Raw genomic sequence first — 16,094 nt, 5'->3', positions numbered from 1 at the left:
ACTTCTGCGTTGCCGTCACCGGGTCGAGGTTAGTGCACTGGCCCTACCCCACCGAAAAACCGGGGTACACGACGATAATTGTCGTGAACCCCGGTTTTGTTGTGGGCTAGTTGGAGCTACACCGGAAGCTTGCGGAAGATCGGCCGAGGGATGTGGCGCAGCACGATCATGATGTAGCGGAACGGACCGGGGACCCAGACGATTTCTTTGCCCTTGGCGGCGGCAGCGACTGCGAGACGCGCGACGACCTCCTTCTCCACGGTGAGCGGGGCGTCTTTGACATGTGCGGACAGTCGAGTGCGGACCTGACCGGGGCGTACGACGAGCACGCGAGAACCGAAGGGGCGCAGGGCTTCTCCGAGTCCGAGGTAGAATCCGTCGAGTCCGGCCTTGGTGGAGCCGTAGACGAAGTTGCTACGACGGACACGCTCGCCGGCGACCGAACTCATCGCGATGATCTGGCCGTGGCCCTGCGCGCGGAACTTCTCGCCGACCAGCACGCCGACGGAAACCGCTGCGGTGTAATTGATCTTGGCTTCCAGGACGGCCAGCTTCTGATCCTGCCAGGCCTGCTCGTCGTCGCCCTGGATGCCGAAGGCCACGATGGCGACGTCGATGTCGCCGCCGGCAAAGGCCTTGTCGATGACGGCACCGTGCGAATCGGTGTCGATGGCGTCGAAGTCGATCTGCTCGACGGTCGCGGCACCGGCTGCCTTCATCTTGTCGACTGCTGCGGCAGCGGCCGGGTCACCCGGAACTGTCGCGAGTACGACGCGCGAAGCGCCCTGGGATAGGTACTCGGCGGTGATTGCCAGGCCGATCTCAGAGCTGCCACCGAGTACGAGGATGGATTGCGGTACGCCGACGGCGTTGATCATGTGTCTAAGTCCTTAGGTGGGAAGTCAGGTCAGTTCAGTTCGAGGCGGCGGCCCATGTCGGACATGAACACCCCGGTCGGGTCGATGCCGCGGCGAGTCGCGATCCAGGAGTCGAGCTGCGGGTACATCTGGTGGAAGCTGGCAGCCGACGTCCGCGAGTCCTTCGCGGTGTATAGGCGTCCGCCCATCGACATCACGCGGGCGTCGAGCCCGTTGAGGAACTGTGCCAGCCCCTTCTTGATCGGGAAGTCGAGGCAGACGTTCCAACCCTTGAAGGGGAAGCTCAGCGGAGCTTTGTTGCCGTCGCCGAAGAGCTTGATCACGTTGAGGAAGCTGACGTGACCCGATGCCTGGATATCTTCGATCAAGCGGGTGAATTCGCCCTCGTTGCCGGTGGGCACGATGAACTGGTACTGCGCGAAACCGCCGCCGCGTCCATAGGCGTTGTTCCAGTCACCGAAGACGTCGAGCATGTGATAGAACTGCGCGAGATTTTTGACCTTGCCCTCACTGGGCGGGCCGATGCGGTAGTACGCCTCGCCCACGACCGAGAAGCTCAGCTTGTTTGCCAGGCCGCGCGGGAAGACGTCGGGGAAGGTGATCAGCGGCTTGTTGTTGAAGCTCAGTGGATTCTTGCGGTACTTCTCCGGCAGTTCGTCGAGGGTGGCGAGATTGCCGCGTGAGAAGGTGCCACGACCGAGCTTCGGCGGTGCGCTGATGGTGTCGAACCAGCCCGACGCGTATTCGTAGCCGTCCTCGAAACCGTCGTCCAGATGTAGATCGAGCGTTTCCTGCAGGCTGTGCGTCTGGGCCGTGTCGGCGATGAAGTACGCGCTCTCAGTGCGCTTCATCTGAATCTTGGCGCGCAGGATGATCCCGGTCAGGCCGATACCCGCGACGGTAGCCCAGAACAGTTCGCCGTTGGCGTCGTCGGGGCTGCCGCCCGGCTTAAGGGTCAGAATGCGGCCATCGGCGACGAGCAGCGTCAGTTCGATCACGTGATTGCCGAAGCTGCCCTGGCTGTGGTGATTCTTGCCGTGGATGTCGTGTGCGATGGCACCGCCGATGGTGACCTGACGGGTACCTGGCAGCACCGGAACCCATAGGCCGAAAGGCAGTGCGATCTGCATCAACTGGTCCAGGCTGACGCCCGCATCTACGTCGACGATCCCGGTTTCACCGTCGATATTGTGGATGCGATTGATCCGCGTCATATCGACGGTGAGGCCACCGCTGTTCTGCGCGGACTCGTTATAGGAGCGCCCAAGTCCGCGTGCGATGACACCGCGTTGCAGATAGGTCGGCTTGTCGGCATTGTCGTCGGCGACGCGGGCGACCGCTTTGGCGATTACCTCGACGTCGTTGGTCTCCAGAACCTGCCCGTCGATGGGCGTGGTGCGCGACCAGCCGACTAGACGGCGGGTCTCGATGGGGAGATCGGACGCGGCGTCGAGCGGAGCGTCGGGGGTCTGTTTGGTAGTAGACATCGGGCTTGAGGATACCTGTGGGTACCTGAGAAGCGGGTGTGGTCTTCGGGTGTTGTGATGATCGCGACCCCTATCGACTGCGGGGTCGTCGGGGTTTGCGTGGCGACGGAGGCTGCTTACCGGCGGCTTCCCGAGCTGCTCGTTTAGCGAGCATCTTCTCGCGCGCGGTGCGTTTCGGGGCGGGTTCGGACTCGCCTCGAGATGAGTTGGGGCCGCGTCCGCGTACGATGCCGACGAACTCCTCCACCTGCGGGGACGTTTGGCGCCACACCAGCGCGACGGGTGTCTGCGGTGCGTGTTGAACCGGGCGATAGGCGACGTCGCGCCGATGGTGCAGCCGGGCCAACGACTGCGGGACGAGCAGGACGCCCATCCCGGTGGCTACCAGCTGGATGCCGTCACTAACTGTCGCGGGTCGGTGGTCAACTCGGACGCCTGGGCGATCGGGCCAGGTCAACGGGTCATCGAGGGGTATCAACAGGGGTTCGTCGGCGATATCGGTCAGGGCCACTTCGGTGACCGCCGTGAACAGATGCTCCTTCTCGACGACGGCCACGGTCGTTTCTGTATAGAGCGGAATGACATTGAGCCCGACCTCGGCGGGAGGCTCGCGAACCAACGCGACTTGCACGGTGCCGTCGGATAACTGGCTCAGTGCGGCGTCGGTGTTGTCGCACGCCACCAATTCGATCCGATCACGACGTCGCTCGGACCAGATTCGCACCCATTTCGCGGGGGTCACACCCGGTACGAATGCGAGCCGGAATGGTTGAGCTGCGGGCGCGGTCACGATGGTTACGGTACCGCCGGATACGCTGGTCTGATGAGTTCGCAGCCGTCACCGCAAGCGATGAAGCCCCTCACCGCCGCCAAGAAGTTGGACGTCTACCTTCCGGCGACGCCGCCGGACTTCCAGGCGAATGCGATTACCCGCGAAGAACTCGCCGCGCTGGAATTGGAACCGCCGCAGTGGCTGCAGGACTTGCGCCGCGACGGCCCGCACCCCAAGAACCTGGTCGCGGCAAAGCTAGGCGTGTCGTTGAATGCGCTGGTCCGCAACGACATCACCGAAGCGTTGACCACCGAGCAAATCAAGGCGCTCCTCGCGGAGAAGCCGGATTGGCTTGTCGCGGAACAAGAAACGGCCAAGCGCGTCCGCGCGGAAGACCGCAAACGTAAGGCTGCGCAAGACGAAGCGTCCGACTAGGTCGCCGCCCTAGCGCAGGATCCGCGCCAGGAATGGGGTGGAATCGGCCATCGACGCGTAAACGGTGCCGGAGTGGTCCTGGCTCGGATAGACGTGCAATTCGACGGGCTGGTTGTTCGCCTTCATCTGTGCGTAAAGCGATAGCGCCGACGGTGCGGGGACGTCGATGTCGCGTAGTCCCTGACCGAGGAAAATTGGCCGGTCGTAGCCGCTGAACGGGGTTCCCATGTAGTCGGCGAGCGCTTTGCGAACGCCGGGGATGGATGTGATCGGCCGCGCGAAGAGTCTGGTGAGTTGTTTGCCGTCCATCAGCTCGCTCATCTCCGGGTAACAGAGTTCGCGGGCCTGGGCCACGATCTGGCGGCCGTACGGGGTGAGTACCCGTTCGGGGTGCAGGTCGGGCCGGGCGTCGATGAATCCCGCCATGATGTAGGCCGCGTAGGTGTTGAGTCCAGCTGGCAGTTTTACCGGTGGGAAGGTGGGTGAACCGAGCGCGATGATTTGCTCGATATTGGCCGGGGTGCCGGTTGCGACGACGCCGCGGTAGTCGAGTCCAGTTCCGCCGGAGAGTTCGGTCGCGTAGCGGGCACCGTTGAGCGCGGCTCCGGCACCTTGCGACTGCCCGACGATCGCCCAGCGTTTGGCCACTGGAACATCAAGTTGTCCAAGGGCTTTCACCGAGTCGACGATTGAGTGGGCTTCGGATCGGCCATTCAGGTAGCTCATCAGGCCGGGAGTGCCCAGTCCGACGTAGTCGGTGCCGACGACGGCATAGCCGTTGCGGAGCCAGTGGGAGAGATAGTCCGAATCGCGTTGCGAGCGTGGCTGTGCCGATGGGGTGCAGTCATCGCCTAGTCCGACGGTCCCGTGTGCCCAGGCGAGCACCGGCCAGCCACCAGCGGGGGCTTTTCCGTTGGGCAGCAACACAATCGCGGTACTGGTTGCCATCTTGCCGTGCTGATTCGGCGTCGAATAGTGGATGCGGTACGCCGATCCGGCTGCCGGAACCGACAGTCGGGTGGGTAGTGGCACGTGAGCGATCAGGGTACCCGCCTTGGCTGGCACCGGACCGTCGTACGCGCGGACGTCCATACCCGACCACTGCGGTGTGCCGGTAGGCGGAAGCTTCTCCGCATTGGCGACCGCGGTTGTCAATGCGACAGCGACGGTGGCGCTTAGAACGATGACGCCAACCGCGCCGAGCCGAAAGAAGTTGCGCGAACTCACGATACTCACGATTGCCGAGCTTAGGCCACTGCTGCCGCCATCCGTGAAAATCGTCCGAATACATCCCCGGCGAGGGCATATTGCCCCAGCCCACCACCTATTCGGACGATTTTCGCGGTAGGACGGGCGGTAGGACGGGCGCTACGCCGCGTGCTGGGCCAGTTGCGTCGACTCGCCGATCCTCGCGGGAGCCTCGAGCATTGTCACCATGAAACGCTCCTGGCTGCGACGACCCTGGCGGCTGGCGCGTTCGCGACCACCGGGCAGGAAGGCCGCCACGGACCGGATTGCGTTGACCGGGATGCGCAGCAGCGGGTACCACGGCATAACCCGAGTCGGCAGACCGAGCTGGGCCATCGCTCGCGAGCCGAGGAAGAACGCGCTGACCGAGAGATGCTGTGACCGCGCGATTCGACGTCGAAGAGTGCGGAAGTGTCGATAGTTCCAGCTCAGCGGATCGTCGACCATCGGTCGTGCCAATTGCGGCGACGTCTCGTCGGGGATCGACAACGCAGCCGACGTATGCGCGAGCATGCGGATCGAATCACGAAACCCGCCCGGCAGGAACTCGTCGTCGACACCCATCAGCCAGCCGACGTAGCGAGTCAGATGGCCGACTGCCGTGTACTCCGACGGCCTGTTGACCAGCCCGATGCCGAGGCCGCCGACCATCGGAGCAACCAGGGCTCCGACCAGGGTTGCGGCCATATCGGTCTGGTTGATCGGCAGCCCGAACTGATCAGAATCCCAGTCGGGCAGGTCAACCACATGACTGCGCACCAGGGAGTGGATCAGCCGGACACGCAACGTTGAGCGGTAGCCGGCACCGAACAGTTCCAGACCGTCGTCGGCGATCACGTCGAGCGCCCATTGCGAGGTCTCGGCGAATCGCTTGTTCGAGCCCTTCTCCAGTGCGCCGGTCCGCAGCAGGGTCTGGTTGAAGCCGGAGAAGCTGTATCCGCCGAGCAATGCGACGTCGCGGGCTATGAACAGGCCGTCGGCGCCACCGCTGTTCATGGTTTGCGCACCCACCCGCAATATCGCCGGGTCCACCCAGTTGGGCGTCTGCTCGACGATGGCGAAGAACTTGCGAAGAGGTGCCGGGGCGTCGGTGACACTGTCGATGCCACTGGCCAGGGCTTGTTCGAATAGCGGCCGCGTGCTCTTCATGCCGGTTTCGGTCATCCATCCGACGAGGTCGTCCATCAGCGGATCCCCCTCGGTGAGAGCTTCGCCGAAGCGACGGAACTGCGCGGCGTCGGGGCCGCGAATGCCGAGTAGCCGACTGAACACTGCGACGCCGACCGGGATTCGACAGGGTTTCGCAGGATGTCGTCGAGGAATCTGCGCGGTCATGAGTATGGCTCCGTTTTTGGACAACGACTGTTCTCCAAAGATAGACGTGTCTAGAATTCCGGTCAATGGTGCGCGGCGAGGTGGTACGCGACTACGGCGGTGTCAGCGCGGACACGCGCCGTGAGGAACGACGTCTGAAACTCATCGCGGTGGGTCGGGAAGCCTGGGGACGATCGGGCGTCGGCGATATCACCGTGCGCGGGGTCTGCAAAGAATCAGGGCTGGTCTACCGTTATTTCTACGAGCATTTCGCGAATCGTGACGCGTTCATCCTCGCCGTCGCGGATCAGGTTCGCGACGAGATGGTTGCGACGATGGTCGGCGCGAGCAGCGCGACCGGCGGCCGGGTCGACCGTCGACTGCATGCGGCGCTTTCTGGATATTTGACCGCTCTCGAAGCCGACCCGGCGATGTTTCGCATCGTAACCAGCGATATGTCCGGGATGGTCGGGCTGGAAGATCGTCGTCGCCAGACCCTCGATCTCATCGCCGGTGTCATGGTCGCTCATTTCACCGAATTGCCCGATACACCGCCGATCGATACCCCGGCGGCTTATCGCATCGCGCGGTTCGTCGTCGGCGGTGTGAATCGCTTGATCGAGGCGTGGCTGATCGAACGGGATATGTCTGCCGATGAACTCGCCGAAGTATGTGTCCGGTTGTCGATGGCGGCTGCATCGGTGTAAGCGCCACTCGCGCTATTTCTGGAAAGGATATTTCGGCAGACTGTCGACGACCTTCTGCAGTCCGGGGATTGGTTGTGAATTCTCGGCTGCCCGCACCTGTTGTGCTGACAATGGGGTCTGACCTTCGGTCCACATTTGGGTGTACGTGACAGTGCGGTTGCTTGCCCGGTCTGACTGAAGAAATAGTAGGTACTTCTTACCGGGCTGCAGGATGGGGTCATTTTCTGATCGGCAGCCGTCGATTCCGGCCTGCTCGATTGTTATCGAATTCCCCGGATTGCCTCGATAGGTGACCAGCGGCGACGCCGAGAATGTTGTCGAGGGTGCGTTCTTCGTGACTACATCGGTCACCTGGTCGATTCTCACCACGGCGATCACGTCGGAGTGCGTGGCCCGGTCTGACAGGCGTTCGACTCGGTACACCTTCTCGTAGATTGCCTGCGAATACCAGCAGGATGACTCGTCCTGGTGCGATCTGTTCCATACCTGCCAGCCAACGGCAGCCGCCGCTAGTGGGATCAAAACTGCCGCGACAATTATCGACAGTCTTAGCGGGGCGCGTCGTCGAGTATCAATGATGAAAGTTAGTCCACTCCGCAAATCCGCCAGGTACCTTTGACGCGCTTGTAGGTGCCCTCGAAGTGGATACGATTCTGGGCGTCCAACCCGGCTACCTGTCGCTGATATTGCACGACGACATTCCCAGTCGCGTGGGTATTTAGAGTCTTGAGCTCGGAAATCGAGACAACTGTCCCGGTGCCGCGCCGGCGTAGATCGGCACGGGATTCGTCCCGGAAATCACGGGTCGTCGTCTTGGCGAGGTCAGTCTTGAGAGCGCCGCACGAAATAGACTTGAGTGCTGTCAGATTGCCGGTGTTATAGGCATCGATGGCCTTGCGGGTCACCGCGGTGATCTCGCGTAGATCGTCACTTGGTGCGACTGAAGTGGCCACCGACGACGTCGGGGAGTGGTTGCCGTCCCGACGTTCGGCGCTACTACTGGCGGCGCAACCACTCATCAGAGTGGCAATGGCCAGGATGATTATGGCCGGCGCTACCGCGATCGTCGACCGAGCCCGACGAAACATTTTGGCATCCCCCGTAGACCTGAATGTATCAATGTGAATAGTTGATTTATCAGATCACAGTTGATCGGGTGTTGCAAGATTCAGCGACTGGCTGGACCTTCTTCACCGCCGCTCAAAGCCTCGGCCAACAGGTGGAAGGCCGCCGTCGTGGCCAGGGCGCGCACGGTCGAACGTCCGCCGGGGAACACGACAGTGTGCGTGTGCGTCGGCTGACCGGCCACCGCGATACCGAAGCACACCGTGCCGACCGGCTTGCGGTCGGTGCCGCCACCCGGACCGGCGATACCGGTCGTGGATACCGCTGTATCGGTGCGCAGCGCACGGCGCGCACCATCGGCCATCGCCCGCGCAACCTGCTCGCTGACCGCACCGTGCTCGACTATGAGTTCGGTTGGTACACCGAGGATTTCGGTCTTCACCTCATTGGCGTACGCGGCGACTCCGCCGAGAAAATACTCCGATGACCCGGCGCGGTCGGTGAAGCGGGCGGCGACGAGTCCGCCGGTGCATGATTCAGCCGTCGCCACCGATCGTCCCGACAACTGCGTCGCCAGCCGGTCGTCGATAGTCGACCCGTCGGTCGAAAAAATCTGCGGGCCATGATGTTTGGTCAAGTGGGCGGCGAGCGCATCGTAGGTCGACTGCGCTTGGACGTCGTAGCGGGTGACGATCTCCACTTCGCCGCCCCGCAGGCAGGTGGTGATCTCCAGACGATCAAGTCCGTCGACCTGACCTTCGGCGTCGCGTAGCGTCGCGGCCAGGTCTGCCTCGGACAGGCGATAAGCGCGGATGGTCTGGGCCCGGTGGGCAGTTCGGCCCGAGAGTGCTTGTGCGACAGCGTTGGACGCTAGCCCCGCTGCCCACATGCCCTGCAATTCGGCGGGTGGGCCAGGCAGAACGAGTATCGCCGGTAACGCCGGTGAACTCTGTGGCGACGCCGGGATCGCGACACCGGGAGCGGTACCCACGGGCGGAATCGACTGTGTACCGGCGGGAACCAGTGCTTGTTTTCGGATTCCGGCGGCCAAGGCCGCCGAGTCGGTTCCCGAGGCGCGTCGCCAGCGGGCGATGATGTCGGCGATATGCGCCTGAAGCTTGACGTCGAGGGTCAACTCTCGCCCGGTGAACGCCGCCACGGTCGCGACGGTGAGGTCGTCGGCGGTTGGGCCGAGGCCACCGGTGGTGACGATCAGGTCGACACCTTCGGCGGCCAGGAATGCCAGCTGCGCGGTGAGGTCGTCGGGCCGATCACCACAGATCAGGATATGGGCTACGTCGACGCCGATATCCAGGAGTGATCGCGCCACCCACGGGCCGTTCCGATCGCTGATGGTGCCGGTGAGGACTTCCGTTCCGGTGACCACGATCCCTGCGCGCACATTCACGCCGCTAAGCCTACTGACCACCCGGTGGCTCACCCGCTTCACAGCCGCGTGCACTAAGGTGACCTGCCGTGCCGGATTCACAAACGACGCCGCAGGCGCAGGGAACGGGCCGGGGTAAAAATCCGGCGGCCGTAGTGGCTGTAGTCGCCGGATTGGTCGCAGTTCTGGCCGCAATTCTGACGCCGTTTCTCCCGGTCAACGAGCGGACCGCGACTATCGACTGGCCCGCTGGGCAGCCGTTATCCACCCAGACCGCTTCGGTCACCGCGCCCCTGGTCGCGCAGACCGCGCGCGAACTCGACATCACCATCGGGTGCGGTGTCCTCGCCAACGCTGGCTTGCCGCGCGAGGCGGGATCGTCGATGACCGTGCTGTCCACGATGCCGTCGTCGGGTCTCAAGGCCCGTCAGTCCGCGCTATTCGTGACCGACACCGGCACGACGGTTGATGTTGCCTTCCGCGGCAAGGTCGTCGCCAGCGCGCCGATCGCGGACCTGACACGCTGCACCCAGCTGCATATCTGGTCGTCGTCCGCGTCTACCGGTGCTCATTTTGTGGGATTGGGCCCGGCGGGCACCACCGAGCCGGAAAACCGCCCGCAGATCGCGGGGATCTTCACCGATCTCCCGACGTCGACAGTGCGGGCCGCGACCGCACCCCAACTGCGTGCTCACATCGACGTCGACAATCGCTTCGACTCATCGCCGTCGCTGATCAAACTTTTGGTGATGTTCGTCGGCGCGATCGCCGTGTTCGTGTCGTTGGTGGCCGTCGCGCGACTCGACGTGCTGCGCGGCTATCACCGTCGAGTTGGGCGGCTGGATCTTCGGCAATTGCTACGACCGCGTGCTGTCGATCTGGTGGTCACTGGCGTACTTGTGGTGTGGTTCGCGATCGCCGCGGCTTCACCTGACGACGGCTACATCCTCAATATGGGCCGCAACGCCGACGGTGCCGGTTATCTGGCGAACTATTACCGCTTCTTCGGTATCCCCGAGGCGCCGTTCGACTGGTATTACAGCTTCCTTGAGCACTGGGCGTCGATCTCTACGTCGGGCCTGTGGATGCGACTTCCCGCTCTGGCGGCCGGCTTGCTGAGCTGGTTCATACTTACCCGCGTTTTGCTGCCACGCCTTGGTGGCGCGGTGCGTCGATCGCAATGGGCGATGTTCACCGCGGCGGCGGTATTCTGCGCGTTTTGGCTGCCGTTGTGCAGCGGGCTGCGCAGCGAAGGAATCATCGTCCTTGGCTCACTTCTCACCTGGTGGGGCGTGGAGCAGGCGATAGCGACGCGACGGATTCTGCCTGCGGCACTGGCCGCGCTGTCGGCGGGGTTGACATTGGCCCTCGCGCCGCACGGAATCATCGCTGTCGCATTGCTTTTGGCGGGTTCTCGCTTGGTGCTGCGTGCTGTGCGGATCCGGCGGAGAGAAGACGGCATAGCCGCCTTATTGCTGCCGGTGGCTGCGGCGGCGAGTCTGGTGATAATCATCGTCTTCCGCGATCAGACGCTGGCTACCGTTGCCGAGACTCTGCGGGTGCGCTACACCGTCGGTCCGACGCTGGTTTGGTATCAAGAATTACTGCGATACTACTTCCTGGTTGTCAGCACCGACGACGGAGCGCTCGCCCGCCGCATTCCGGTCCTGCTGCTTATCGTTTCGCTAGCAGTGTGCCTAGCGATCATGTTGCGACGTAAGAAGATTCGTGGAGTCGATCCCGGACCGGTGTGGCGAGTGGTTAGTGCAATCCTGCTGACAACTCTGCTGCTCTCGTTCACCCCGACCAAGTGGACCATCCAATTCGGTATTTATGCCGGCGTCGGAGCCGCGCTCGCCGCGGTGGCCGCCGTCGCGGTGGCGGAATCGTCGCGACGTTCACCGCGCAATTTCGCGGTTTTCGTCGCCGCGCTCATGCTGGCCTGCGCCATCGCCACCGCCGGTAAGAATGCGTGGCCGTGGGCGGTCAATCTTGGTATCTCGTGGTTCGACAAGGCGCCGTCGTTGGCCGGAATCCCGTTGTCCTCAGTCTTTTTGGGCCTCACTGGCCTCGCCGTCGTGGCTGCGATGGTGCTGCACCTACGGGCCGACGCCGTGGGTGCTCCCGATCCCGACGCGCCGGTGCCGGCATGGCGGGTCGCGCTGGTGTCCTCGCCCCTGGTGTTTATCGCGGCTGCGATGGTATTGGTCGAGGTTGCACTCTTCGCGAAGGCCATCGCGGCCCGGACCGATACGTACACCACCTTTGCCGCCAACGTCGACACTGTCACCGGAAAGTCTTGTGGCATGGCTGATTACGTGCTGGTGGAACGAGATGCCAACAGTGGCATGCTCAAACCCGTTGATGGCAAAGATGTTTCGGCGGCGCTGGCTGGCGAGTCCGATGGCTTTGATCCGAACGGCGTCGGGGCTGATCTCCTTTCGGAGGCAACTTCTCTCAGCCCGGGAACAATGAACACGTCCAGCAACCTGGCGCGGCCGTTCGTAGTTTCGGGCGGTAGCCCTGGCACAACCGGCGGGATCGGACCCCGCGGAATCAACGGCAGCACAGCGGCATTGCCGTTCGGGCTGAACCCCGCGACCACCCCGGTCCTGGGCAGCTACGGACATAACAACGCCGAAGCAACGCTGACCAGCGACTGGTACCAGCTACCCGCGCGCAACGCGGGACCGCTGATCGTCATATCCGCCGCGGGGCCGATTTTCTCAATCGATCGAGATGGTGCGACCACGACGGGGCGGTCGCTGCAGATCGAGTTCGGGCGAGAATCGGGAGGCAAGTTCACGCCGGTAGGAGCGCCTGCCGTCCCGATTGACCCGGGACCCGGCCAGCCGAACCGGCCTTGGCGCAACTTGCGCGTTCCCACATCGGGGATTCCAGCGAAAGCGACCGCGATGCGAATTGTGGCCCGGGATAACAGCTTGAGCCCTGACCAATGGCTGGCAATCACGCCGCCGCGGGTGCCGCGCCTACAGACGCTGCAGGAGGTTGTCGGATCGACGGACCCAACGCTCGTCGACTTCACCGTCGGCGCCCAGTTCCCGTGTCAGCACCCGATGACCGCGACCAACGGTGTGAACCAGATTCCGAAATGGCGGATCCTGCCGGACCCCACGACTGCCAACGCCCAGTCGAAGACCTGGCAGGCAACGGTCAACGGCGGCATCCTCGCAACCTCGGAGGCATTGACGCGGGCGAGCACGATGGCGACATATCTGTCGAATGACTGGTACCGCGAATGGGGCAATCTGCAGCGGTTGCAGCCCTTGGTGCCCGATGCACCCGCGGCGACGGTGACAACGGGAACCGCCTCGCGATGGGGATGGCAGCGCACCGGCTCGATTCGGGTGGTGCCACAAGATGACTGACGGTGATATGCCAGCTGCTAGCGAAAGTGCCGCGAATACGATGACAGCTCAGCCCGATTCCCGGCGCCGCCGGATCAAACAGGTCCAGATCGTCGCTATCGTCGCGGGCTCGATCGGACTGTTCCTGGCTATCCTTTCGCCGTTCCTGCCGGTGAAATACAGCAATACCCAACTCAATTGGCCGCAAAGCGGCACCGTCGAGAACGTCGTGGCGCCCAACGTCGCGTACGCGCCGCTGAAACTGGATCTGACGGTGCCGTGCACGTTGGCGTCGTCGCTGCCGAAAAGCGGTGGGGTGCTGGTTTCGACGGTTCCGTCGGCTGGGGTCGAGGCGAGCAAGGTCGGCCTGTTTGTCCGGGCCACCTCCGACAGTCTGCAAGTGACACAGCGAAATACGTTGCTGCTCAGTACTCCTCGTGCCGCGGCGCAGGCTAATCCCAACTGCCGCATCGTCGTTCATGCCGACACCACCGGAACATCGGGCCGCATCGTCGGCGTGCCAGCGACCGGCGGCGTGCCGGTTGATTTCACCATCGCTGATCCCGACGCGCGACCGCAGATCATCGGTGTCTACACGGATCTGCCGAAAAATGTTTCCGCCGAAGGTCTTTCGTTCTCGTCGACGATCGACATGCGGTTTTCTTCCTCGCCGACCGCGCTCAAGTCGCTATTGCTGGTGTTGGGTGTGATCATGACGGTGGTGTCGATCGCAGCCCTTGGCATTCTCGACGCCCGCGATGGACGGAAGCTGCGCAGGTTGGTCCCGAAGCGGTGGTGGCGACCGAAATTCGTGGATGTCACCGTGATCGGCATTCTGGGGGTGTGGCTGTTCATCGGCGGCAATACCGCCGACGACGGTTATCAGGTCACGGTCGGGCGAGTGGCCGGTGACGCTGGCTATCTCGTCAATTACTACCGCTACTTTGGTGCTCCGCAAGACCCATTCGGTTGGCATTACCGCTACCTCTCGTTGTGGATGGAAGTCAGCACCGCGACGCCGTGGCTGCGCCTGCTGCCCTTTATGTTCGCGGTAGCCGGCTGGTTCCTGATCAGCCGCGCCGCGGTGCCACGACTAGGTGCGGCACTGCGTTCGTCGTCGGTGGTAATGTGGGCCGCGGCACTGAGCTTCCTCGCGGTATGGCTGCCCTTCAATAACGGGCTTCGGATCGAGCCGTTCCTGACCGTCGGCACGCTACTCACCTGGGTGTTGGTCGAGCGCGCGATCGCGAGTGGCCGATTCCTGCCACTCGCCCTCGCAGTCATCTGCGCCGCGGGCACCCTGACCGTGCATCCTGCGGGCGCCATTGCGATTCTGCCGCTGATCACCGGATTGCGGCCCCTTATGCGACATCTGTTGATCCGCCGTCGCCGTGACGGTCTGGCGGCGCTACTGATGCCGATCCTCGCGTCGGGCACGGTCGTCCTTTTCGCCATCTTCGCAGATCAGACCCTCGCGACTATCCTCGAAGGCATCAAGGTGCAGGGCATCGTCGGGCCGACCAACAAGTGGTGGAACGAGGGGATGCGCTACTACATCCTGCTCAATCCGACGCCAGACGGTTCGATCGCCCGCCGCGTCGGGGTTTTCGTGACCTTCCTGTCCCTGTTGATCGTGGTACTCATTCTGCTGCAACGACGCCGGGTAGCCGGCGTGGTGTCGGCGCCGCTGTGGCGGTTGGTCGGTGTAATGGCCGGCGCGGTGGTGGTGCTCGCCTTCGTGCCGACCAAAGCAACCCACCAGATGGGCGCGTTCGCGTGTTTGACCGGCGTATTGGCAGCTGCGGCAACGGCATTCATCCGGCCCGAAGTGATGGTGCGGCGGTGTAACCGCACCTTCATCGCCGCCGCGTGTGCCTACGCGCTGGCGATCGCGTTCGCCGGGCGAAACCAGTGGTGGTACGTCGGCAGCTACGGAATTCCGTGGGCCGATGACACTCCCGCGATCAAGGGAATCCCGCTCTACGCGGGGATTCTCGCCATCGCCCTGGTGTTGACCGCGCTCGGCGCGTGGCAGTACTTCCGCGATGATCGGTCATCCGACACTGCCAACTCCGGCCAGGCGGACGCGTCGCAATTGAACTGGTGGCAGCGAATGCCGACCAAATCAATCGCGATCGTCTGCGCCGTAGCGTTGGCATTCACATTTGTTTCCTTCGCGAAATCTATTTACACGCAACGTAATTCATGGTCCTGGGCCAATTCCAACGTCGACGCCGTGCGCGGCCAAGATTGTGCGCTCGCCGATGCGGTTCTGGTGGAGAAGGACGCGAACGCAGGTGTGCTGAAGGCTGCGCGGGTCGCCGGCCAGTCGCCATCCACAGCTGAGCGCGCGCTACTCGGTTCGGATGCAACAGGTTTCGACCTCAACGCCTTATCGCCGACCCTTGACACCGATGATTCGGATGAAGAGTCCACCGACGACAGTGCGTTGGTTGACCCGACGGCCACCGGCACTGATCAGACCGCGGACACGCCCGGTCGCGAGGTTGCCAAGCCAACTATCAAGCGGCCCTTCGGATTGTCCGCCGACGTCGCGCCAGTGGTCGGATCGTTCGGCGTTGGCAGTGGGCAGGGGCGGTTGACGTCGGACTGGTATCAGTTGCCGGCCGCATCCCCTGATGCGCCACTCATCACGATGTCGGCTGCCGGCGACGTCGAGTATGTGGACGAGCTGGCGGTTACTCATTCCGGTCAGAAGGTGCGCCTGCAATTCGGTCGGGTCGAGCCCGATGGTCGGGTCACGCCGGTGGGAATGGTTACTCCCTTGGGAATCAACCACACCGCGCCGAAGTGGCAGAATTTGAGGTTTCCGCGCGCCGATGCTCCGCCGCGGGCGAGTGTGGTGCGCGTTGTCGCCGAGGACACCGCAACCGACTACGACAAGTGGATCGCGGTGACACCGCCTCGCGTGTCGAAGATGTCGACGCTCAATTCCCTTGTGGGAAGCGCTGATCCGGTACTACTCGACTGGGAGGTTGCGCTCGCGTTCCCGTGCCAGCGCCCGGCGGCCATCGTCAACGGTGTCTGGGAAGTCCCCAAGTGGCGGATCGAGCCGGATGCCGAAGGCGAACGGGTCAATTCCCAGCGTTGGATGGCCGGCGATTACGGCGGCCCGCTCGGCATCGTCGAGAATTCACTGCGGCCGACGGTGTTGCCGTCGTATCTGCGCAACGACTGGGCGAAGGACTGGGGCAATCTGGTCCAGTTGGTTCCCCTTGTGCCACAGACGGTTGCGCAGCTTCAGATCTCCGACGAGGCTCGATCGGGTTGGTGGACGCCGGGACCGATGCGCGCGGTGACCAACTGAGACGTTCCCGGTGATCCGCAGTGCAAGTGCAGACTCCGTGCACCGGCCTCGCCCCGCCTCGCTAACCGACCACACCCCGCCGGGAAAATCGTCCGAATAGGTGGT

At 63.4% G+C, this 16,094-nt stretch carries 12 protein-coding genes; 4 read left to right on the top strand and 8 right to left on the bottom strand.

Annotated features, from left to right (window positions below; genetic code table 11):
• Positions 1-116: 116 nt before the first annotated feature.
• From AAFP29_RS08705 to AAFP29_RS08695, 3 genes are all read right to left on the bottom strand, one after another.
• A complete protein-coding gene (locus AAFP29_RS08705) occupies positions 117-878 on the bottom strand; it encodes a decaprenylphospho-beta-D-erythro-pentofuranosid-2-ulose 2-reductase (RefSeq protein WP_419216937.1) in 762 nt (253 codons plus the stop codon).
• Positions 879-907: 29 nt separating this feature from the next.
• A complete protein-coding gene (locus tag AAFP29_RS08700; RefSeq protein WP_419216936.1) occupies positions 908-2,365 on the bottom strand; it encodes an FAD-binding protein in 1,458 nt (485 codons plus the stop codon).
• A 70-nt stretch (positions 2,366-2,435) separates the two neighbouring features.
• Entirely contained in the window at positions 2,436-3,155 is a 720-nt protein-coding gene (locus tag AAFP29_RS08695) for a LysR family transcriptional regulator substrate-binding protein (protein WP_419216935.1), read from the bottom strand.
• Positions 3,156-3,188: 33 nt separating this feature from the next.
• On the opposite strand from AAFP29_RS08695, the gene AAFP29_RS08690 reads away from it, so the two are divergent.
• A complete protein-coding gene (locus AAFP29_RS08690; protein WP_419216934.1) occupies positions 3,189-3,572 on the top strand; it encodes a DUF5997 family protein in 384 nt (127 codons plus the stop codon).
• A 9-nt stretch (positions 3,573-3,581) separates the two neighbouring features.
• On the opposite strand, the gene AAFP29_RS08685 is transcribed toward AAFP29_RS08690, so the two are convergent.
• Complete coding sequence (locus tag AAFP29_RS08685) at positions 3,582-4,808, bottom strand: alpha/beta hydrolase family protein (RefSeq protein WP_419216933.1); 1,227 nt, start codon at positions 4,806-4,808, stop codon at positions 3,582-3,584.
• Between the two features lie 132 nt (positions 4,809-4,940).
• On the bottom strand, positions 4,941-6,155 hold the full coding sequence (locus AAFP29_RS08680; protein ID WP_419216932.1) for an oxygenase MpaB family protein: 1,215 nt from the start codon (positions 6,153-6,155) through the stop codon (positions 4,941-4,943).
• 65 nt (positions 6,156-6,220) lie between these two features.
• Here AAFP29_RS08680 and AAFP29_RS08675 point away from each other — a divergent pair, with 65 nt between their 5' ends.
• A complete protein-coding gene (locus AAFP29_RS08675) occupies positions 6,221-6,841 on the top strand; it encodes a TetR/AcrR family transcriptional regulator (RefSeq protein ID WP_419216931.1) in 621 nt (206 codons plus the stop codon).
• A 12-nt stretch (positions 6,842-6,853) separates the two neighbouring features.
• Here the strand turns inward: AAFP29_RS08675 and AAFP29_RS08670 are convergent, their stop codons facing one another.
• From AAFP29_RS08670 to AAFP29_RS08660, 3 genes are all read right to left on the bottom strand, one after another.
• The gene (locus AAFP29_RS08670) at positions 6,854-7,192 is read right to left on the bottom strand and encodes a hypothetical protein (RefSeq protein ID WP_419216930.1); all 339 of its coding nucleotides are present in this window, start codon (positions 7,190-7,192) and stop codon (positions 6,854-6,856) included.
• Between the two features lie 233 nt (positions 7,193-7,425).
• Positions 7,426-7,929 carry a hypothetical protein gene (locus tag AAFP29_RS08665; protein WP_419216929.1) on the bottom strand — a complete coding sequence of 168 codons (504 nt, stop codon included), beginning with the start codon at positions 7,927-7,929 and terminating at the stop codon, positions 7,426-7,428.
• A gap of 80 nt (positions 7,930-8,009) precedes the next feature.
• A complete protein-coding gene (locus AAFP29_RS08660) occupies positions 8,010-9,314 on the bottom strand; it encodes a competence/damage-inducible protein A (protein ID WP_419216928.1) in 1,305 nt (434 codons plus the stop codon).
• A gap of 68 nt (positions 9,315-9,382) precedes the next feature.
• On the opposite strand from AAFP29_RS08660, the gene AAFP29_RS08655 reads away from it, so the two are divergent.
• Entirely contained in the window at positions 9,383-12,682 is a 3,300-nt protein-coding gene (locus tag AAFP29_RS08655; RefSeq protein ID WP_419216927.1) for an arabinosyltransferase domain-containing protein, read from the top strand.
• Positions 12,675-15,989 (top strand): arabinosyltransferase domain-containing protein, encoded by a 3,315-nt coding sequence (locus tag AAFP29_RS08650; RefSeq protein WP_419216926.1) that lies wholly within the window; start codon positions 12,675-12,677, stop codon positions 15,987-15,989. Before AAFP29_RS08655 ends, AAFP29_RS08650 begins: the two co-directional genes overlap by 8 nt.
• Positions 15,990-16,094 lie beyond the last annotated feature (105 nt).

The organism is Gordonia sp. CPCC 205333 (assembly GCF_048537885.1).
Taxonomy (GTDB): Bacteria; Actinomycetota; Actinomycetes; order Mycobacteriales; family Mycobacteriaceae; genus Gordonia.
Note: the sequence above shows the minus strand (reverse complement) of the source record. Positions and strands in the feature narration are given on the sequence as shown.